Origin of the sequence: Shinella sp. WSD5-1 (assembly GCF_963942435.1) — a bacterium.
Classification (GTDB): domain Bacteria; phylum Pseudomonadota; class Alphaproteobacteria; order Rhizobiales; family Rhizobiaceae; genus Shinella; species Shinella yambaruensis.
This window is the reverse complement of the sequence record NZ_OZ012596.1, coordinates 1,205,793-1,225,284: the sequence shown is the minus strand read 5'-3', so window position 1 is coordinate 1,225,284 and position 19,492 is coordinate 1,205,793. Positions and strand designations below refer to the sequence as shown.

Genomic DNA, 19,492 nt, shown 5'->3' with positions numbered 1-19,492 from the left:
ACGATGGTTCAGATCACCTTCGTGCAGCACGACGGAAGCCGGCATGTCGTGGAAGCCTCCGCCGGCATGACGCTGATGGAGGCCGCGCGCGACGATGACGTGCGCGGCATCCTCGCCGAATGCGGCGGGGCCTGTTCCTGTTCCACCTGCCATGTCTATGTCGCGCCCGAATGGGTAGACCGGCTGCCGCCGATCTCGGCGCTGGAACAGGACATGCTCGACTTTGCCCACGACCCCGACCCGGCGCGCTCGCGCCTCTCCTGCCAGATCAAGGTGACGGACGCCCTCGACGGGCTGCTCGTAGACCTGCCGGAGCGGCAGGGTTAATTATCGGCGGCCCTACGGCTGCTCGCGCATGCCGGGCGTCGCCTCGCGCTGGTCGGCATCCTCCAGGTCGGTCTTCACCAGGAAGGCGTCCGTGTGCTCGCGGACGGCCTCGCGGATCGCGGCGAGGTTCGGCTCGTCGTCACCCTCGATTTCTCCGTCGCCCTGGTCGATTTCCCGTTCGGCCTGGTACCAGTGGTCATCCGGCTTGCCGTCCGGCCGGCCTTCCTGCTGCCAGAGCTCGTGGGCGCGCTTGCGGATTTTCTCTTCGCGATCGTCGGTCATGGACAGGCTCCCTTCCGTTTCTGCGATAACGGCAGAGGGGAGGAGATGTTCCGGCATCCCGCCCCCGCCTTTCGAGCCATTATGTCCCTGCTTGCGCAGTTCAGGAAGCGCGAATAAGCATGTCCTGCCGCGCGTCTCAGGCATGACGCACGCCGTGTCGGGGGACGATCATGAGCTTTACGGAAACGACGACCACGTCCTGGTTCGCCAGGCTGAAGGGGGCGCTGATCAAGATCGTGGTCGGCTTCATCCTTCTCATCGCCTGCATCTGGCTGCTGTTCTGGAACGAAGGCCGGTCGGTGAAGACCTACCGGGCGCTCGTCGAGGGCGCGGGCCTCGTCGTTTCCGTCGACAACGGCAGCGTGGATCCGGCAAACGACGGCAAGCTGGTGCACATTTCAGGACCGGTGAAGCCGGTCGGCGTGCCGCAGGACGACGTGCTCGGCATTTCGGCCGAAGGGGCGGCCGGGCTCGAACGCATCGTCGAGATGTACCAGTGGGTCGAGACCGCGAAGTCGGAGACGCGCAAGCAGCTCGGCGGCAGCGAGGAGACCGTCACCACCTATTCCTACAACAAGCAATGGAAGCGCGACGAGGTCAATTCCGGCAGCTTCCGCCAGCCGGGCCACGACAACCCGCAAAAGCCGATCGACGACGCGAGCTTCCCGGTGAAGTCCGCGACGATCGGCGCGTTCAGCGTCGATGGCCGCGCGGTCGCGCGCCTCGGCGACGAACGGCCGGTGCCGCTCACGGCCATCGAGGCCAATCGCATGGCGGAAATGGTGACGCTCGGCAAACCGGCCTCGGTCATTGCCGGCCAGGTGATCTTCTCCTTCAACCCGGAAGATCCGCAGGTCGGCGACATCCGCATCCGTTTCGAGCGCTCCGACATTGCCGAGGCGAGCTTCGTCGGCGCCCAGCGCGGCAGCGGCCTGACACCCTACAAGACGACGAACGGGCGCGACCTCTTCCTCAGCGATGCCGGCCTCATCGACGCGGCCGCCATGTTCGATGCGGCGCAGAGCGAGAACACGATCATCACCTGGCTCGTGCGGGTCGGCGGGCTGATCGGCGTCTTCGTCGGCTTCGCCTTCATCCTGTCGATCCTCGGCGTCATCGCCGATGTCGTGCCCTTCGTCGGCTCCATCGTGCGCTTCGGCACGACGGCCATCGCGCTCATCCTGACCCTGCTGATCGGGCCGGCCGTCATCGCCATCGCCTGGATCGCCTATCGCCCGCTGATCGCCATCGCGGTTCTCGCGGCAGGTGTTGCGCTGGCGGCGGGCATCCTCTATCTGCGGCGCGGCAAGGCGGCGGCACCGGCTTTCGGACGAGCCTGAGACCGACGCGGAAACGAACACGAACAGCGGGTAACGCGTGACCTACTACGCCTCGAAGATCTTCTGGCTGGCCGCCCAGCCCCTGTCGCTCGCGCTGCTGCTGCTCGTTCTCGGCCTCCTGGCCGGGCTCTTGAAATGGAACCGCCTGCGGACGGCGGCGAGCGGGCTTGCCGCCGCCGTGCTTTTCGTGACGCTGTTCACCACGACGGGCTCCGTCCTCCTGCAGGCGCTGGAGGACCGCATCGCGCGGGCGGAGCTGCCCGCCGGCGGCCCCGGCTGCATCATCATGCTCGGCGGCGGCGTGGAGGCGGAGGTGATCGCGGCGCGCGGCGGCTTCGAGATGAACCAGGCAGGCGACCGCTTCACCGAGACGCTGCGGCTGGCGCGGGAGTTCCCTGCCGCGCGCATCCTCGTCTCGGGCGGCGACGGCTCGTTCAGCGGCAGCTACGAGGGCGATGCGGCCGTCGCGGCGCACTTCTTCGAGGCCTTCGGCGTGTCCGCCGACCGGCTGATCCGCGAGACGGAATCACGCACCACCTTCGAGAATGTCGAAAACACCAAGACGCTTCTTGCCGAAAACGGCCTGGAGCGCTGCCTGCTGGTGACCTCGGCCTTCCACATGCCGCGCTCGGTCGGCCTCTTCCGCAAGCTCGGCCTCGACGTCCTGCCCTGGCCGACGGATTTCCGCACGACGGGCCGCGCCGGCCTCGCGCTCGATTTCACCCAGCCCTCGACCAACAGCCAGCTGACGACGACGGCGCTCAGGGAATGGACGGGGCTGCTGCTCTACTATGTCGCCGGCCGCACCCACGCGCTCTTTCCGCAATAGGATCTATTTCTTCGAGATCGTATCGAACTGGGCGCCGCGCACGCGAATGGTCATGATGCAATAGTCCGGATCGTCACGCCCGCAGCTTGCGGCATTGGCCTTCAGTTCCAGCACCATGTTGCCGTAGCGCTTCTTCATCTCGTAGCCGTAGAGATCGGCATTGGCGGCCAGGAAATACCCGCCCTCGACGACCTGGATGTAGAATTCATGCGGGCAGCCGACATTGCCGCACAGGCCGCCCGGCGTGCCGTCGCAATTGACGGCGCCGAGATTGAAGATCGCGTCGACGATGCCGTCATTGTTGAAATCGACATTGTCGGCAAAATCCTCGCCATAGGTCGGCGCCTTGCAGCGCTTGGCGACCTCGGCCTCAACTGCCGCACGCGCATCCGGCACGATCTCCGCCGCGCGGACCGGCAGGGCGGTCGAAACGAGCGCGGCGGCGGCGAGTGCGAGGGTTCTGATGCGGGTGGCCATCTCTCAAACCTTTCCATGGCGGGCATTTCGGTCAATATGCGGACGGGCCGGCGTCTTGCCTGATTCTGCCCGGGCGTACGGGCGCGCACTCTAGCGCGGGAAAGCTGTCGCGAGGCTTGGGCGGCGAAGGAGGAATGCGTGTCGATCCTGGAACTGCTCGACTATACGGGCGTCGCCGTCTTTGCCGCCACCGGCGCGCTCTCGGCCTCGCGCAAGCAGCTCGACATCATCGGTTTCCTCTTCCTTGCCGCCGCGACGGGCATCGGCGGCGGCACGTTCCGCGACGTCATCCTTGGCGCGACGCCCGTCTTCTGGGTGGTGAACCCGACCTATCTCATCGTCTGCGTCGCGGTTGCGCTCGTCGTCTTCGTGCTCGCCCACCGGATCGAGTCACGCTATCGCCTGCTGCTCTGGCTCGATGCGATGGGCGTCTCGGCCTATTGCGTGATGGGCGCGGCAAAGGGGCTTGCCGCCACCGGCTCGCCGACGGTGGCGATCACGACCGGCGTCCTCACCGCAAGCTTCGGCGGCATCCTGCGCGATCTCCTGGCGGGAGAGCCCTCCGTGCTGCTGCGGCCGGAAATCTACATCACCGCGGCGCTCATCGGCGCGGCCGGCTTCACCGCGGCCAGCGTGGCGGACGCGCCGCTCTGGCTCGCCTCCGCCATCGGCATCGGCGCAGCCTTCATCGTGCGCGGCGGGGCGTTGCGATTCGGCTGGTGCTTTCCGGTCTACAAGCCGCGGCCGGGACGGCATCCGGACGACGTGATGTGAAAAGCGATCCCGCGATCAACCCTTCTTCGGGCGCAGGCGGATGATCACATCAACGTGAGCGATCTCCATGCCCTCGGGCGGCTCCGGCAGGTTGCCGATGGCGATGTTGCTCACGGGAATGTCGAGCACGTGGTTCTCGCCCTCGACGAAGAAATGGTGGTGGTCAGACACATTGGTGTCGAAATAGGTCTTCGAGCTCTCCACCGCCAGGACCCGGATGAGGCCGGCCTCGGTGAACTGGTGCAGCGTGTTGTAGACGGTCGCCAGCGAGACCGGGACGCCGGCGGCGACGGCTTCCTCGTGCAGTTCCTCCACCGTCAGATGGCGGTCGCCCTTGGCGAAGAGCAGGTCCCCGAGTGCCACGCGCTGGCGCGTCGGACGCAGGCCGCAATGGCGCAGGCGCTCTTCGATGGGCATCTCGTGTGCATGCGTCATGGGCAACGGATCCGCTTGTCTGGCCTTGAACAACAATCTTGAACTTTCGATATAACTTTACGAGCGCCGGGATTCAATAGGATTGCGGCGGATGAAAGACGCGCAACATGCGGAAAACCGGGGCCTTTGCCCGCACCGTGCCACTTTGCACTGGCTGTCACCGCAAGCATCATGTATGCGGACAGCTGAATGAACGTCTCGCCCGGCGCGGGCGAGGCGACAAGGAGGGAACGGTCCGGGTGCTTCAATTCGCACCACACCTTCTCTAAATCTAACGCAAAGCAAGCGTTGTTCAGACCGGGGATGAGACATTCGATGACGACCAGGCAATCCAGCTACAACTATGAGGAAATCCTGCGCTGCGGCCGCGGCGAGCTGTTCGGCCCCGGCAATGCCCAGCTTCCTCTGCCGCCCATGCTGATGGTCCACCGCATCACCGACATCTCCGAGACCGGCGGCGCCTTCGACAAGGGCTACATCCGCGCCGAATACGACGTGAAGCCGGACGACTGGTATTTCCCCTGTCACTTCCAGGGCAATCCGATCATGCCGGGTTGCCTCGGCCTCGACGGCATGTGGCAGCTCACGGGCTTCTTCCTCGGCTGGCTCGGCGAGCCCGGCCGCGGCATGGCGCTTTCGACCGGCGAAGTGAAGTTCAAGGGCATGGTCCGCCCGCACACGAAGCTCCTCGAATACGGCATCGACTTCAAGCGCGTCATGCGCGGCCGCCTCGTGCTCGGCACGGCGGACGGCTGGCTGAAGGCCGACGGCGAGACCATCTACCAGGCGTCCGACCTGCGCGTCGGCCTGTCGAAGGACAAGGAAGCTTAAAGGCCGCGGAGCCACCGGAAGCCTGAAGGCGGCGCCGAGCCGCCTTCACAACGAGACGTTCTAGAAAAGGTCAGGAATATGAGACGGGTAGTTGTCACGGGTCTGGGGATCGTATCCTCCATCGGGAACAACGCGGACGAAGTGACGGCGTCGCTGCGCGATGCACGCTCGGGCATCAGCTTCTCGCAGGATTTCGCCGACCACGGCTTCAAATGCCAGGTCTGGGGCGCGCCGAACATCGACACGAGCGAACTCGTCGATCGCCGCGCCGCCCGCTTCCTCTCGCAGGGCGGCTCCTGGAACCACGTCGCCATGAAACAGGCGATCGCCGATGCCGGCCTGGAAGAGACAGACTACGCCGCCAACGAGCGCGTCGGCATCATCATGGGCTCGGGCGGCCCCTCCACCCGCACGCTGATCGAGGCCGCCGAGATCACGCTAAAGAACAATTCGCCCAAGCGCATCGGCCCGTTCGCCGTGCCGAAGGCCATGTCTTCGACGGCATCCGCGACGCTCGCCACCTGGTTCAAGATCCACGGCGTCAACTACTCGATCTCGTCTGCCTGCTCGACCTCGGCGCACTGCATCGGCAATGCCGCCGAAATGATCCAGTGGGGCAAGCAGGATCTCATGTTCGCCGGCGGCCACGAAGATCTCGACTGGACCATGTCGAACCTCTTCGACGCCATGGGCGCCATGTCTTCAAAGTACAACGACACGCCCGCGACGGCCTCGCGCGCCTATGACGTCAGCCGCGACGGCTTCGTCATCGCCGGCGGCGCCGGCGTGCTGGTTCTGGAAGAGCTGGAACGCGCCAAGGCCCGCGGCGCGAAGATCTATGCGGAGATCGTCGGCTACGGCGCGACCTCGGACGGCTACGACATGGTGGCCCCGTCGGGCGAAGGCGCGGTGCGCTGCATGCGCCAGGCGCTCTCCACCGTGAAGGGCGACGTCGACTACATCAATACGCACGGCACCTCGACGCCCGTCGGGGATTCCAAGGAGATCGGCGCGATCCGCGAAGTCTTCGGCGACAAGATCCCGCACATCCAGTCGACCAAGTCGCTGACCGGCCACTCGCTCGGCGCTGCCGGCGTGCAGGAATCGATCTACAGCCTGCTGATGATGCAGGCCGGCTTCATCGGCGAAAGCGCGCATATCACCGAGCTCGACCCGGAATTCGACGGTGTCCCGATCGTACGCAAGCGCATCGACGGTGCGAAGATCGATATCGCCCTTTCCAACTCCTTCGGCTTCGGCGGCACGAACGCCACGCTGGTCTTCCAGCGCCACAACGGATGACAATCATGACGGGGATCATGAACGGCAAGCGCGGCCTCATCATGGGGGTCGCGAACAACCATTCCATCGCGTGGGGGATCGCGCAGAAGCTGGCCGGCCAGGGCGCGGAGCTCGCCTTCACCTACCAGGGCGAGGCGCTCGGCAAGCGCGTCAAGCCGCTCGCCGCCGAACTCGGCTCGGACTTCGTCATACCCTGCGACGTCGAGGACATCGCCTCGGTCGACGCGGCGATCGCGGCGATCAAGGACAAGTGGGGCAAGCTCGACTTCGTCGTGCACGCCATCGGCTTCTCCGACAAGAACGAGCTGAAGGGCCTCTACGCCGACACCTCGCGCGAGAACTTCTCGCGCACCATGGTGATCTCCTGCTTCTCCTTCACGGAGATTGCCAAGCGGGCCGCCGAGCTGATGAGCGAGGGCGGTTCCATGCTGACGCTGACCTATGGCGGCTCGATGCGCATCATGCCGAACTACAACGTCATGGGCGTCGCCAAGGCCGCGCTGGAGGCCTCTGTGCGTTACCTCGCCGGCGACTACGGCCCGCGCGGCATCCGCGTCAACGCGATCTCGGCCGGACCGATCCGGACCCTCGCCGGCGCCGGCATTTCCGATGCCCGTGCCATGCTCTCCTGGCAGCAGAAGAACGCGCCGCTCCGCCGCACCGTCACCATCGAGGACGTCGGCAACTCGGCGCTGTACCTGCTCTCGGATCTGTCGAGCGGCGTCACCGGCGAAATCCACTATGTGGACGCCGGCTACAACATCACCTCCATGCCGACGCTGGAGCGCCTGGCGAAGGCCGACAGCGAATAAGCAACCCGCCTCTCCCCCTGCCGGGACCTTCTCCGAACGGCGGAGAGAGGCGTATCATGCTGGTTCTCCTTACCGCCGATCGTGCGCGGGGGAACGGCAGGGCCAACTCTCCTCGCCCGTTTGCGGGGGAGGAAAGCCGTCAGGCTGGCGAGAGCCCTTCCGTCTCAAAGCAGCGCCAGCAGGAGCAGCAGCAGAGCCACGGCCGCGGCAACGGCGATGAAGAGCGTGCGCACGCGGCTGTTCATTTCCAGCGGCTTGCCGTCCGCGCCGCGCCGCAGAAAGGCGAGCGGCACCTCGGAGGTCGGCGTATGCCCCTCCCCTTCCTTCACATCCTTGGCGATGACTTCCGCCACATCTTCCATCATGGGCGGCCTTGCAGGTCCAAAAGCCATTGCGGGTCTCCTGAACGAAAGCGATCCGGGAATGGTGGACCTCTTTCGGCAAAATGGCAATCGGCCTGAACGGACTGCTGATTGATCCTACTCCAGCACGACAGGCACGAGCGAAAGCACGAGCAGCAGCGCCATTGCCCGGTTGAAGACCCTGAGGCTGCGTTCGCGCGCGAGGAAGCGGGCCGCGCCGACGCCGATCCCCGTCCAGGCCACCGTGCTGACCAGTGTCGCGCCGCCGAAGATGACGGCGAAGACCGCGGGCACGGTCAGGTCTCCCGCCGCGCCCTTGCCATAGGTGACGACCGCGCCGGCCACCATCACCCAGAGCTTCGGATTGACGAGTTGCAGCAGGGCGCCTTCGAAGAAACCGAACGGACGCTGCGCGCTGCCATCCGGCACCGCTCGCGCGGGCACGGCATTGGCGATGCGCCAGGCGAGCCAGAGCAGATAGGCAATGCCCAGCCATTTCAGCGCCAGATGCACGCGCGGCTCGGCGATGACCGAGCCGCCCACAGCCGCGACGACGAAGATGATGACAGCGACGCCGGCCCCCATGCCGATCGCCACCGGCAGCGTCCGGCGAAAGCCGTAGTTCGCTCCTGAAGCCGTCACCATCGTGTTGTTCGGCCCCGGCGTGCCCGCCATGGCGAATGCGAAGCCCGAAGCTGCCAGAAACCAGGCCCAGTCCATCTTGCTCTCCTCATCGAAACGACGGCAGCCTAGCGGTCCTCGAGCGCAATCGGGTTGCCAAGATGCCAGACTTGGGGGAGATTTTGGCATTGCCTGCCGCAAACCGGCTTGAACGTTCGTGAGGATTCCAGTGCCGCTCGATGAAACGGATCGCGCATTCTTCGCACGCTGCAGCAGGACGGGCGTCTGCAGAATGTCGAACTCGCCAGGCGCGTCGGCCTCTCGCCCTCGCCCTGCCTTCGCCGGGTCAGGTTGCTGGAGGACGCGGGCATCATCAGCCGCTACGTGGCTGTCGTCGATCAGGCGAAGGTGGGGTTGCAGCTTTCCATGTTCGCGCGCGTCTCGCTGACGGCGCAGGATGCGGAGACGATCGACCATTTCATCGCGGCGATGAAGCGGCTGCCGGAGGTGGTGGAATGCTACATCATGCTCGGCGAAAGCGACGCGCTGCTGCGCGTCGTCGTCTCGGATCTTGCAGACTACCGTCGCTTCCAGTCGACGCACCTCACCCGTAAGAACGGCATCCAGACCGTCAAGACGGACGTGCCGAGCGAGACGATCAAGCAGACCTTCGCGCTGCCCCTGTAGGGCTCAGCGCCTGCCCCAGAGCACCTTGAAACGGGCGTTGCGGCAGAGTTCGCCGCTTTCCTTGAACGCTTCCTTCAGCGCCGGCTCGTAGGGCAGGCCGCGGTTGGCGACCATCAGCAGGCGGCCGCCGGCCTTCAGCGATTTCGCCGCCATGCGGATCATTCCCGCGCCGAGCGAATGGTCGGCGGCATGGCCTTCGTGGAAGGGCGGGTTCATGACGATCAGGTCGTAGTGATCGCGCGGCGCCTCGGCCGTCAGGTCGAACCAGAAATAGCGGGCGGGAATGTTCGGGCAGTTCTCCGCCATGTTCTCCTTGGCCGCTTCCAGCGCCTCGTAATGCGCCTCGAAAAGGTCGATGCCCTTTGCCTGCGGCGCGCGGCCGCCGAGCATGACGGAGAGATAGCCCCAGCCCGCGCCGAAATCGGCGGCGTGGCCGTGGAAGTCTTCCGGGATGCGGGTGGCAAGCAGCTCGGAGCCCTCGTCGATGCGGTCATGCGAGAACATGCCCGGCGCGGCCGTGAAGCGGCCGGCGATGCGCACCGGCTTCGCCGCCAGCTTGGAGACGGCCTCGGACGGGTCTTCGGGGCGGGCGAACCAGATGGCGAGGCCGTGATATTTCGGCATGGAATCGCCCGTGAGGCCAAGCTGGTCGAGGCGCTTGCGCATGGACTGCACGCCGTCTTCCTTGCCTCCGGCGACGACGATGAGGCCGCCGGTGCGCACGCGGCGCAGCGCCTCGGCGATACGGTTCTCGTTCTCGCCCTTGTGCTTGGTCATCAGGATGAGCGCGCCATCGAAATCCTCGCCCTCGACGACCGGCTTCACCGGCGCGCGCACCGCTTCCAGCCCACGATAAAGCGAGCGCAGCGGCTGTACGGCGTCCAGCGCCGCGTCAAAACCTTCCGGCGGGCGCTGGCCGGCTTCCGCGCCGAGGAAGAGGTAGCGTTCGCCCTCTCCGGGCAGGCCGAGCGTGCCGGAGGCGAAGGGGTGGAACAGGGTCTTGAGGGCGTCGCGGGTCATGGTGGGCTTTCGGCGGAGATACGGGTCTATAAAAAAGGGGCGCGGAACGTGCCGCTCCGCGCCCCCTTGATCGATAAAAATCCGATTACTCGGCGGCGGCTTCGCCGTCGCCCTTCTTGTCGGCGGTGATTTCCTTGCCGGTCGCCTGGTCGACGACCTTCATGGACAGGCGAACCTTGCCGCGCTCGTCGAAGCCCATCAGCTTGACCCAGACCTTGTCGCCTTCCTTGACGACGTCGGAGGTCTTGGCGACGCGTTCCTGCGCCAGCTGCGAGATGTGCACGAGGCCGTCACGCGGGCCGAAGAAGTTGACGAAGGCGCCGAAATCGGCGGTCTTGACGACCGTGCCCTCGTAGATCTGGCCGACTTCCGGTTCCGCGACGATGGAGTGGATCCACTTGCGGGCGGCTTCGATCTCCTTGGCGGACGAGGAGGCGATCTTGATCGTGCCGTCGTCCTCGATGTTGATCTTGGCGCCGGTCTTCTCGACGATCTCGCGGATGACCTTGCCGCCCGTGCCGATGACTTCACGGATCTTGTCGACCGGGATGTTCATGACTTCGATGCGCGGGGCGAACTCGCCGAGCTGGCTGCGGCCTTCGGAGATTGCATTGGCCATTTCGCCGAGGATGTGCTTGCGGCCGCCCTGCGCCTGGCTGAGCGCGACCTTCATGATCTCTTCGGTGATGCCGGCGATCTTGATGTCCATCTGCAGCGAGGTGATGCCGTCCGCCGTGCCGGCGACCTTGAAGTCCATGTCGCCGAGGTGGTCCTCGTCACCGAGGATGTCGGAGAGGACCGCAAAACGGTCGCCTTCGAGGATCAGGCCCATGGCGATGCCGGCAACCGGCTTTGCCAGCGGAACGCCGGCGTCCATGAGGGCGAGCGAGGTACCGCAGACCGTTGCCATCGAAGACGAGCCGTTCGACTCGGTGATCTCGGAAACGACGCGCAACGTGTAGGGGAACTGTTCCGCCGTCGGCAGCATCGGGCGGATGGCGCGCCAGGCGAGCTTGCCGTGGCCGATTTCGCGGCGGCCCGGGGAGCCCATGCGGCCCGTTTCACCGACCGAATAGGGCGGGAAGTTGTAGTGCAGCAGGAAGCGTTCCTTGTACATGCCGGTCAGGCTGTCGACATACTGCTCGTCTTCGCCGGTGCCGAGGGTCGCAACGACGACCGCCTGAGTTTCGCCGCGGGTGAAGAGAGCCGAGCCGTGCGTGCGCGGCAGGATGCCGACTTCCGAGACGATGGTGCGAACGGTTTCAAGATCGCGGCCGTCGATGCGGCTCTTGGTGTCGAGGATGTTCCAGCGGACAATCTTGGCCTGGAGGTGCTTGAAGACGGCGCCGATGACTTCCGCGCTGTATTTCGGCTCGACGCCTTCGGGCAGGAAGTGCGCCTTCACCTTCGCCTTGACGGCGTCGACGGCGGCGTAGCGATCAGCCTTCTGGGTGATCTTGTAGGCGTCGCGAAGTTCGGCTTCGGCAAGGCCGAGCATTTCGGCTTCAAGCGCGGAATGATCTTCCGGGATGAAATCGCGCGGCTCCTTGGCAGCGACTTCAGCGAGCTTGATGATCGCATCGATGACCGGCTGGAAGCCCTTGTGGCCGAACATGACGGCGCCGAGCATGACGTCTTCGGCAAGTTCCTTGGCTTCGGACTCGACCATGAGGACGGCGTCCTGCGTGCCGGCGACGACGAGGTCGAGAACGGACTCGTCCATCTCGTCGAGATGCGGGTTCAGGACATACTCGCCATTGATGTAGCCGACGCGGGCGGCGCCGACCGGGCCCATGAAGGGAACGCCGGAAATCGTGAGCGCCGCGGAAGCGGCAACCATCGACAGGACGTCCGGATCGTTTTCGAGGTCATGCTGGACGACCGTGACGACGACCTGCGTGTCGTTCTTGTAGCCTTCCGGGAACAGCGGGCGGATCGGACGGTCGATCAGGCGGGAAACCAGCGTTTCCTTTTCCGACGGGCGGCCTTCGCGCTTGAAGTAGCCGCCGGGGATCTTGCCGGCGGCGTAGGTCTTTTCCTGGTAGTTGACGGTGAGCGGGAAGAAATCCTGGCCGGGCTTCGGCGCCTTGGCGGAAACGACGGTGGCGAGAACGACGGTTTCGCCGTAGGTCGCGAGAACCGCGCCGTCAGCCTGGCGGGCGATCTTGCCGGTTTCCAGCTTGAGCGGACGGCCCGCCCATTCGATTTCAACCGTATGGGTATCGAACATGTCTTGTCCTTCTTGACGGATACGCGCACCGCCGCCCAAAGGCGCAGGTGGTCTATCCGCGTTCGTGACGCATCATGGGCAAGACAACGGGAGGCTTCCGGAACATGGCCCGCGAACTCTTCGCCTGAAGGCTTTTCGGCCTGGCCGACGACAGGCGCGCGCCTGAAGCATCCTGCAATCCTGCCCCATGACAGGTCATCGGTTGGTTCCGCAGGACCGGCCCATCCGGCCTGCTGGAAAATCCCCTTTCGCGAGGCGGCCTCAACCGGCACAGGCGAAACGGTCTTGTCTGTCTTGCGCAATCCCAAACGCAAAGGCGCGGCGCGCCTCTGCCGGAACTGCTCTAGCGAAACGTCCGTTCCGCAAAAGAAAGCGGCGGGCGCTCGCAAGGAACGCCCGCCGAAATTGCTTAGCGGCGAATACCGAGGGCAGCAATCAGCTTGCTGTAACGGGATTCGTCCTTCTTCTTGAGGTAGTCAAGAAGCGAGCGGCGGCTGGAAACCAGCGTCAGAAGGCCACGACGGGAGTGGTTGTCCTTCTTGTGGTCCTTGAAGTGGCCGGTCAGGTTGTTGATACGCTCGGTCAGGATCGCGACCTGAACTTCCGGAGAACCGGTGTCGCCTTCCTTGGTGGCGTATTCCTTGATCAGCGCAGCCTTGCGCTCAGCAGTGATCGACATCGTATGTCCTTTCATGAATGGAGAACCAGGGTCGCCAAAAGCCGGGATGCCGTCCAGCGATGGCCGTGAAGGCAAGTGGGGAAAGCCCCGCATTGCTGGCGGTGCCTATAAACCATTCCCTCATGAAAGAAAAGAGCCGTCGTCAACGCCGCTCGGCCGGCTGGCTGGGCGCGGCTTCGCGCGCATCGCCGGGCTGCTTGCACACGACATAGGCGCCGAACACCCAGCCGAGCTGCACGCCCTGCCGCGCGACGAAAAGCCAGTGTTTCGTGCCGACCTTCCTCTCCTCGACGATCTCGACCTGCGTTCCGTTCGCAAGGGTCGTCAGGATCGGGCCGTTCGGCGCCGCGCGCACATTGAGCGGCGTGCCGGTCGGATCGTCGACAGAGCACTGGCCATAGGCGGCAAGGATTTGGGACGCTGAAAGGACAAGGCACGCCGAGACGGCGGCCCCACGCAGGAATGACGTCATGAAACACACCCATGGCCGATGCATCGGAAAAGGAGCGGTTTCCTCATTGCGCCGCTCCCTGCTCGTGGCCGTCCTCGTCGCGCAACCGGGCGAGCGGGATCGTCACGCGCCATTCGATGCCGTCGTCGTGAACGATGAAGTCCAGCTTGGCATCGAGCGCCATGCCGAGCATGCGCTCCAGCACGACGCTGCCGAAGCCCTTGCGGCTGGCGGCGATGGCCTGCCTGTCGATCGTCGCCCGGCTCTCGCGCCAGATGAGGTTCAGATTCGCGCCGGACGTCACCCAGCTGAGGGAGATGATGCCGGTCTCGTTGGCGAGCGCACCGTATTTCGTGGCGTTCGTCGACAGTTCGTGCAGCGCCATGCCGAGCGTCTGCGACGCCTGCGGATCGAGGAGAACGGATGGGCCGGCGATGCGCACGCGCCCCGCATCGTCGGGCGTGAACGGTTTGAGCTGGTTCTTGGCAAGCTCCATGAGGTTCACGCCCTGGGTGGCATTGGCGATCATCAGGTCCGTCGACCGGGCAAGGCCGGCGACGCGCCTGCGAAACGTCTCGGCGAAGTCGCTGGCATTTTCCGCCGCCGCGGCCGACTGGTTCAGCATGGCCTGGATGACGGTGAGCTGGTTCTTCGAGCGGTGCGCCACCTCGCGCATCAGGAAACGCACCTCGTTTTCCGATTTGACGCGGGCATCGGCGGCTTCGGCGAGCGCGCGCGACACCGTTTCCAGCTCGGAAATGGCGTAGGGGCGCGGCGACACCCGTTCGCCAAGGCCAAGACGGCGCGCATCGTGCGCCAGCAGCCGGACATCACGGGAAAGGACACGGGCGATGCCGACGGCGCTGATGGCGGCGAGTGCGGCAAAGACCGCGCCGCCGATCGTCAGCCACAGGAAGGAGGAAACCGCCGGCGCCTGCACGTCCGACGCCTTCGCCCAGGCGATCATGCGCCAGCCGGCAAGCGAGGAGAATTCCGTGACGACCTGATAGTCGACGCCATCCCGCCGCATGGCGCTGACGCCGAGCCGCAACGACGGCACGACGCGCAGGAAGAAGGGCTGGCCGGTTTTCTGCTTCTCGTCGGTCGAGGCAATGACCGTGCCGGCGGAATCGAGCACGGCCGCGTTCCAGCCGGGCGAGAGAATGTCCGGATTGACCGCGCGCCGCAACGCCTCGGCATTCTTCGTCAATGTCAGAAGGACGGGTTCGCCATTGGCAAGCCGCACCGGCATGTAGACATTGAACACCCAATGCTGCGCCGTGCGGCCGAAGAAGAGGTCGGAGACCATGCGTTCGCCGCGCGACAGCGCCAGACGCGCCGAAACCTGCTCGGACGCCGTGTTGAGCGGCGTGCCGAAGGGGACGCGCGTGTTGAGGCGTTGCCTCATCGCCTGATCGATGACGAGAAAATAGGTGTCCGTGCCCTGGAGCGTCTTCGTCGCCTGGGCATGCAGGGTCGCGTAGTCGCCCCTCGGCAGGCTTTCCGACGTCGACAGGAAGTTGAGCGTCGAGAACATGGCCGTGATTTCGCGCTCGACCGCGCGATTGACGGCGCTGGTCGAGGTGCGCAGCAGCGATTCGAAGATGCGCTCCTGCGCCTCGTTGGTGCGCTTCAGCACGACGATGGAGAACAGGAAGGCGGGAATGACGACGACGAGGATGAGGCAGACGAGGTAGAAGGCAACGGGATGATGCATGCGCCGGCGGTTTTCGACAGGGCCAGCACCCTCCTCCGCATCTTCGGCGGATACCGTTCTGTCAGTCGGCGCAATCGTCAACGGCCAGCCCTTTCACCCCTCGCCCGCCGGCGGCCGTGACGGCAATGCACCGCCCGGCCCGCCCTCGAACGAACCTCGCCGGCCCATAAAGCCCATAGCTTGTGGTGAAATCAAGTCGGCAACGATTGGTTCCGCAGCCCTTCTTCAACCGCCGAAGACGCGCTTCGGCCGGAACTCGCCGCCGGCGATCTCGCCGATCGCGACCAGCTTGCCACGGGCCGTCGCATAGGCTTCGTCCGCGGAAACCGGTGCATCCCGACCGCGCAGGATGATCGGATTGCCCATGCGCAGGCGGTGCGCCTGGTCATCGTTGATGACGATCTGCGGCAGGCTGGAAAGGGCTTCGCCGGTATCGATCAGGAACGCGTCGAGGGCGGCCAGCCGCTCGGCCTCGTCCGCGATCTCCTCAAGCGCCGTCAGATCGGCGAGCGGCACCATGTCGTCCTCGCCGAAGGGAGCGACGAAGGTGCGGCGCAGTGCCGAGATATGGCCGAAACAGCCGAGCTGGCGGCCGAAATCGCGGGCGAGCGCACGCACATAGGTGCCCTTGCCGCATTCGACCTCGAATGCCGCGGTGTTCTCGTCCGGACAGCCGATCAGGGTCAGGCGATGGATTTCCACCTCGCGCGAGGGGATCTCGACGGCTTCGCCTTCACGGGCGAGGTCATAGGCGCGTTCGCCGGCGATCTTGATGGCGGAGAACTGCGGCGGGATCTGCTGGATGACGCCGGTATACTCGCCGAGGATCGCCTGGATGGCATCCGCGGCAGGCCGCTTTTCCGAACTCCGCGTCACCTCGCCCTCGAGGTCGTCCGTCGTGCGTTCCTCGCCCCAGGTCACCGTGAATTCGTAGATCTTGCGGCCATCCATGACATAGGGCACGGTCTTGGTGGCATCGCCGAGCGCGATCGGCAGCATGCCGGAGGCGAGCGGATCGAGGGTGCCGGCATGGCCGGCCTTCTGCGCCTTGAACAGCCACTTGATCTTGGCGACGGCTTCGGTGGAGCCGAAATCGAACGGCTTGTCGAGGATCAGCCAGCCGGTAACCGGCCGGCCCTTGGGTTTGCGGGGTCTGGACATCTTATTCCTGGATTACTTGTCGTCGTCGCCGTCTTCGGCGGAAAGATCGCGGGCGACTTCCGGTGAACGCAGGAGATCGTCGATCTTCTTGTAGTTGTCGAAGCTGGTATCGTCGCGGAAGCGCACGTCTGGCATGTACTTCATCTGGCGCAACTGCGGGCCGAGGCGGCCGCGGATGAACTTCGAATTGCGGTTCAGCGCCTCGATCACCGCGTCATGATCCTTCACGCCGAGCGGGGTGACATAGGCCGTCGCGTGCTTGAGATCGGGCGACATGCGCACTTCCGAGATGGAAATCACGGTCTTCTCGAGAAGAGGGTCGCGCACTTCGCCGCGCTGGAGAACCTGGGTGATCGCCGCGCGCACCTGCTCGCCCACGCGCAGCATGCGTTGCGACGGCGCCGAGGATGTTGCTCTGGTCATGGTCGTCACTTTCAAAAAAATGCGAGCGCCGAAAAGGTCCGGCGCTCGCACGATGGTCTATCCGCCGGACGCTTACAGCGTACGGGTGATATGCTCCACGCGGAAGCACTCGATCTGGTCGCCGGCGCGGATGTCTTCGTAGTTCTCGAAGGCCATGCCGCATTCCTGGCCGACATTGACTTCCGAGACCTCGTCCTTGAAGCGCTTGAGCGTCTTGAGCTTGCCTTCGTGGATGACGACGTTGTCGCGAACCAGGCGCACGCCCACGCCGCGCTCGACCTTGCCTTCGGTGACGCGGCAACCCGCGACCTTGCCGACCTTCGTGATGTTGAACACCTCGAGGATCTCGGCGTAACCGAGGAAGGTCTCGCGGCGCTCCGGCGAGAGCAGGCCGGACATGGCCGCCTTCACGTCGTCCACCAGGTCGTAGATGATGTTGTAGTAGCGGATCTCGATGCCCTGGCGCTCGGCGAGCGAGCGGGCCTGTGCGTTCGCACGGACGTTGAAGCCGATGATCGCGGCGTTGGACGCTTCGGCGAGCGAAATGTCCGATTCCGTGATGGCGCCGGCACCGGAATGCACGATGCGCACCCGCACTTCGTCCGTCCCTAGCTTTTCCAGCGCGCCGGCAATGGCTTCGATTGAGCCCTGCACGTCGCCCTTGATGAGCAGCGGGAATTCCTTGAGGCCGGAGCTCTGCAGCTGGCTCATCATCTGCTCGAGCGAGCCGCGCGAACCGGACTGGCGGGCAACGGCCTTCTCGCGGGCGAGACGCTGGCGGTATTCCGAGATCTCGCGGGCACGGCTTTCGTTCTCGACCACGGCGAACTTGTCGCCGGCGGCCGGCGTGCCGGAGAGGCCGAGCACTTCGACCGGCATCGAGGGGCCGGCTTCCTTGACGTGCTCGCCCTTGTCGTTGACGAGGGCACGCACGCGGCCCCACTGGTCGCCGGCGACGACGATCTGGCCCGGCCGCAGCGTACCCGTCTGCACGAGAACGGTGGCGACGGCGCCGCGACCGCGATCGAGCTGGGCTTCGACGACGACACCTTCCGCGGTGCGGTTCGGGTTGGCCTTGAGGTCGAGGATTTCGGCCTGCAGCAGGATCGCTTCCAGGAGCTTGTCGAGGTTCGTGCCGTTCTTGGCCGAGACTTCCACGTCGAGCGTTTCACCGCCCATGGATTCGACGAAGACCTCGTGCTGGAGCAGCTGCGTGCGGACACGCTGGACGTCTGCGGTCGGCTTGTCGATCTTGTTGATCGCCACGATGATCGGGACGCCTGCCGCCTTGGCGTGGTTGATGGACTCGATCGTCTGCGGCATCACGCTGTCGTCGGCCGCGACCACCAGGATCGCGATATCCGTCGCCTGTGCGCCGCGGGCACGCATCGCGGTGAACGCTGCGTGGCCGGGGGTGTCGATGAAGGTGATCTTGTGGCCGTTCTGCTCGACCTGGTAGGCGCCGATATGCTGTGTGATGCCGCCGGCTTCGCCAGCGACAACGTTGGCATGCCGGATGGCGTCGAGCAGCGAGGTCTTGCCGTGGTCGACGTGGCCCATGATGGTCACGATCGGCGGACGCGATTCCAGATCGCCCTCGTCGTCGGCAACGTTGAAGATACCTTCCTCGACGTCGGATTCGGAGACGCGCTTGACGGTATGGCCGAATTCGCCGGCGATGAGTTCGGCCAGGTCGGCGTCGATCAGATCGCCGGGCTTCATCATCTGGCCTTCCTTCATCAGGTACTTGATGACGTCGACGGCGCGTTCGGACATGCGCTGCGACAGTTCCTGAATGGTGATGGTCTCCGGCAGCACGACCTCGCGCGAAATCTTCTCGCGCGTCTCCTGCATCATGGAGCGCTTGAACTTCTCCTGGCGACGGCGCATGGCCGAGAGCGAGCGGCCGCGCTGTGCGCCGTCCTCGTCGGTCGCGGCGGTCGTCAGCGTCAGCTTGCCCTGGCGGCGGCCGTCGTCGGTCTTCGGGCGGGCCGGCACCTTGGCGGGCTCCGGACGGGTGACCTTGCCGCGGTTGACGGGCGCACCGCCGCGCGGGCGCTTGTCGCCGTCGTCATCGGCTTCGTGGCGGCCACGGCCGGCAACCGGCGCTACCGCCGGCGTACGGGTCGGCTGCGGGCGGGTTTCGGCAGCGGGGGCGGCAACGGCCGGCTTTGCCACCGGCTGCGCGACGGCCTCTTCCACGGCGGGAGCGGGCGCGGCGGCCTCGGCGGCGCGGCGCTCGGCCTCTTCCTTCTCGCGGACGAGGCGTGCCTCTTCCTCGGCCTTGCGGCGGGCTTCCTCTTCCACCTTGCGGCGGGCCTCGTCCTCGGCGCGCTGGCGCGCTTCGGCGGCGTCGCGGATCTGTGCTTCGGCAAGCGCGCGGCGACGGGCCTCGACCTCATCGGGGGAAAGCTGGTTCAGCACCACGCCGACACGCGGGCGGCTCTGCTCATGCTGCTGCGGCGCCGGGCGCGAGTGTTGCTGCACGGGGCGCGTCTGCTGCGGTTCGGGCTGGCGCTGCTGCACGGGCGTGACGGGCGTCACCGGCCGCTCGTCTTCCGGGCGGTTGATGCGGCGCTTGCGGGTCTCGACCACGACGGCCTTCGTCCGGCCACGACCCATGTCCTGGCGCACGGTTCCCTGCTGAACCCCCGAGGGCTTCAGGCTCAGGGTCTTCTTGCCAGCCACGCTGATCGTCTTGTCGTCTTTGTTGTCGGTCATTCCGTTCCGTT

The 19,492-nt window shown here is 65.5% G+C and carries 20 protein-coding genes and 1 pseudogene; 8 read left to right on the top strand and 13 right to left on the bottom strand.

Annotated features, from left to right (window positions below; all coding sequences use genetic code 11):
* Nucleotides 1-3: 3 nt before the first annotated feature.
* Nucleotides 4-327, top strand: a complete 324-nt coding sequence (locus AABQ55_RS05890; protein WP_244767470.1) for a 2Fe-2S iron-sulfur cluster-binding protein — start codon at nucleotides 4-6, stop codon at nucleotides 325-327.
* Between the two features lie 12 nt (nucleotides 328-339).
* Here AABQ55_RS05890 and AABQ55_RS05885 read toward each other — a convergent pair whose 3' ends face one another.
* Entirely contained in the window at nucleotides 340-753 is a 414-nt protein-coding gene (locus AABQ55_RS05885) for a DUF2934 domain-containing protein (RefSeq protein WP_398430170.1), read from the bottom strand.
* Nucleotides 754-779: 26 nt separating this feature from the next.
* Here AABQ55_RS05885 and AABQ55_RS05880 point away from each other — a divergent pair, with 26 nt between their 5' ends.
* Entirely contained in the window at nucleotides 780-1,949 is a 1,170-nt protein-coding gene (locus tag AABQ55_RS05880; protein ID WP_272804370.1) for a TMEM43 family protein, read from the top strand.
* Nucleotides 1,950-1,986: 37 nt separating this feature from the next.
* Nucleotides 1,987-2,778, top strand: coding sequence for a YdcF family protein (locus AABQ55_RS05875; protein WP_272804369.1), 792 nt, complete (start codon nucleotides 1,987-1,989; stop codon nucleotides 2,776-2,778).
* Nucleotides 2,779-2,781: 3 nt separating this feature from the next.
* On the opposite strand, the gene AABQ55_RS05870 is transcribed toward AABQ55_RS05875, so the two are convergent.
* Nucleotides 2,782-3,255: a hypothetical protein gene (locus AABQ55_RS05870; RefSeq protein ID WP_272804368.1), complete on the bottom strand. Its 474-nt coding sequence runs from the start codon at nucleotides 3,253-3,255 to the stop codon at nucleotides 2,782-2,784.
* A 138-nt stretch (nucleotides 3,256-3,393) separates the two neighbouring features.
* On the opposite strand from AABQ55_RS05870, the gene AABQ55_RS05865 reads away from it, so the two are divergent.
* Nucleotides 3,394-4,029 carry a trimeric intracellular cation channel family protein gene (locus tag AABQ55_RS05865; RefSeq protein WP_272804367.1) on the top strand — a complete coding sequence of 212 codons (636 nt, stop codon included), beginning with the start codon at nucleotides 3,394-3,396 and terminating at the stop codon, nucleotides 4,027-4,029.
* A 15-nt stretch (nucleotides 4,030-4,044) separates the two neighbouring features.
* Here the strand turns inward: AABQ55_RS05865 and irrA are convergent, their stop codons facing one another.
* Nucleotides 4,045-4,464 carry an iron response transcriptional regulator IrrA gene (irrA, locus tag AABQ55_RS05860; protein WP_244767464.1) on the bottom strand — a complete coding sequence of 140 codons (420 nt, stop codon included), beginning with the start codon at nucleotides 4,462-4,464 and terminating at the stop codon, nucleotides 4,045-4,047.
* A 315-nt stretch (nucleotides 4,465-4,779) separates the two neighbouring features.
* Here irrA and fabA point away from each other — a divergent pair, with 315 nt between their 5' ends.
* From fabA to fabI, 3 genes are all read left to right on the top strand, one after another.
* On the top strand, nucleotides 4,780-5,295 hold the full coding sequence (gene fabA, locus AABQ55_RS05855) for a 3-hydroxyacyl-[acyl-carrier-protein] dehydratase FabA (RefSeq protein WP_272804366.1): 516 nt from the start codon (nucleotides 4,780-4,782) through the stop codon (nucleotides 5,293-5,295).
* Between the two features lie 78 nt (nucleotides 5,296-5,373).
* The gene (gene fabB / locus AABQ55_RS05850; RefSeq protein WP_244767463.1) at nucleotides 5,374-6,597 is read left to right on the top strand and encodes a beta-ketoacyl-ACP synthase I; all 1,224 of its coding nucleotides are present in this window, start codon (nucleotides 5,374-5,376) and stop codon (nucleotides 6,595-6,597) included.
* 5 nt (nucleotides 6,598-6,602) lie between these two features.
* Nucleotides 6,603-7,409 carry an enoyl-ACP reductase FabI gene (fabI, locus tag AABQ55_RS05845; RefSeq protein WP_272804365.1) on the top strand — a complete coding sequence of 269 codons (807 nt, stop codon included), beginning with the start codon at nucleotides 6,603-6,605 and terminating at the stop codon, nucleotides 7,407-7,409.
* 164 nt (nucleotides 7,410-7,573) lie between these two features.
* Here the strand turns inward: fabI and AABQ55_RS05840 are convergent, their stop codons facing one another.
* Together AABQ55_RS05840 and AABQ55_RS05835 are read right to left on the bottom strand one after the other, a co-directional pair.
* Nucleotides 7,574-7,801: a hypothetical protein gene (locus tag AABQ55_RS05840; protein ID WP_244767461.1), complete on the bottom strand. Its 228-nt coding sequence runs from the start codon at nucleotides 7,799-7,801 to the stop codon at nucleotides 7,574-7,576.
* Nucleotides 7,802-7,888: 87 nt separating this feature from the next.
* On the bottom strand, nucleotides 7,889-8,491 hold the full coding sequence (locus AABQ55_RS05835; protein WP_272804364.1) for a LysE family translocator: 603 nt from the start codon (nucleotides 8,489-8,491) through the stop codon (nucleotides 7,889-7,891).
* A gap of 124 nt (nucleotides 8,492-8,615) precedes the next feature.
* Here AABQ55_RS05835 and AABQ55_RS05830 point away from each other — a divergent pair.
* A pseudogene (locus AABQ55_RS05830) lies at nucleotides 8,616-9,079 on the top strand (Lrp/AsnC family transcriptional regulator).
* A gap of 3 nt (nucleotides 9,080-9,082) precedes the next feature.
* Here the strand turns inward: AABQ55_RS05830 and AABQ55_RS05825 are convergent.
* The 8 genes from AABQ55_RS05825 to infB form a co-directional block, all read right to left on the bottom strand.
* Complete coding sequence (locus tag AABQ55_RS05825; RefSeq protein WP_272804363.1) at nucleotides 9,083-10,099, bottom strand: class I SAM-dependent methyltransferase; 1,017 nt, start codon at nucleotides 10,097-10,099, stop codon at nucleotides 9,083-9,085.
* An 85-nt stretch (nucleotides 10,100-10,184) separates the two neighbouring features.
* The gene (pnp, locus tag AABQ55_RS05820; protein WP_272804362.1) at nucleotides 10,185-12,329 is read right to left on the bottom strand and encodes a polyribonucleotide nucleotidyltransferase; all 2,145 of its coding nucleotides are present in this window, start codon (nucleotides 12,327-12,329) and stop codon (nucleotides 10,185-10,187) included.
* 409 nt (nucleotides 12,330-12,738) lie between these two features.
* Nucleotides 12,739-13,008 (bottom strand): 30S ribosomal protein S15, encoded by a 270-nt coding sequence (gene rpsO, locus AABQ55_RS05815; RefSeq protein WP_064328820.1) that lies wholly within the window; start codon nucleotides 13,006-13,008, stop codon nucleotides 12,739-12,741.
* 142 nt (nucleotides 13,009-13,150) lie between these two features.
* The gene (locus AABQ55_RS05810; RefSeq protein ID WP_272804361.1) at nucleotides 13,151-13,480 is read right to left on the bottom strand and encodes an SH3 domain-containing protein; all 330 of its coding nucleotides are present in this window, start codon (nucleotides 13,478-13,480) and stop codon (nucleotides 13,151-13,153) included.
* 43 nt (nucleotides 13,481-13,523) lie between these two features.
* Nucleotides 13,524-15,176, bottom strand: coding sequence for a sensor histidine kinase (locus tag AABQ55_RS05805; protein ID WP_272804360.1), 1,653 nt, complete (start codon nucleotides 15,174-15,176; stop codon nucleotides 13,524-13,526).
* 225 nt (nucleotides 15,177-15,401) lie between these two features.
* Entirely contained in the window at nucleotides 15,402-16,337 is a 936-nt protein-coding gene (gene truB / locus AABQ55_RS05800) for a tRNA pseudouridine(55) synthase TruB (protein WP_272804359.1), read from the bottom strand.
* 12 nt (nucleotides 16,338-16,349) lie between these two features.
* Nucleotides 16,350-16,760, bottom strand: a complete 411-nt coding sequence (rbfA, locus tag AABQ55_RS05795) for a 30S ribosome-binding factor RbfA (RefSeq protein ID WP_272804358.1) — start codon at nucleotides 16,758-16,760, stop codon at nucleotides 16,350-16,352.
* Between the two features lie 72 nt (nucleotides 16,761-16,832).
* The gene (gene infB, locus AABQ55_RS05790) at nucleotides 16,833-19,481 is read right to left on the bottom strand and encodes a translation initiation factor IF-2 (protein WP_244767453.1); all 2,649 of its coding nucleotides are present in this window, start codon (nucleotides 19,479-19,481) and stop codon (nucleotides 16,833-16,835) included.
* Nucleotides 19,482-19,492: the final 11 nt, after the last annotated feature.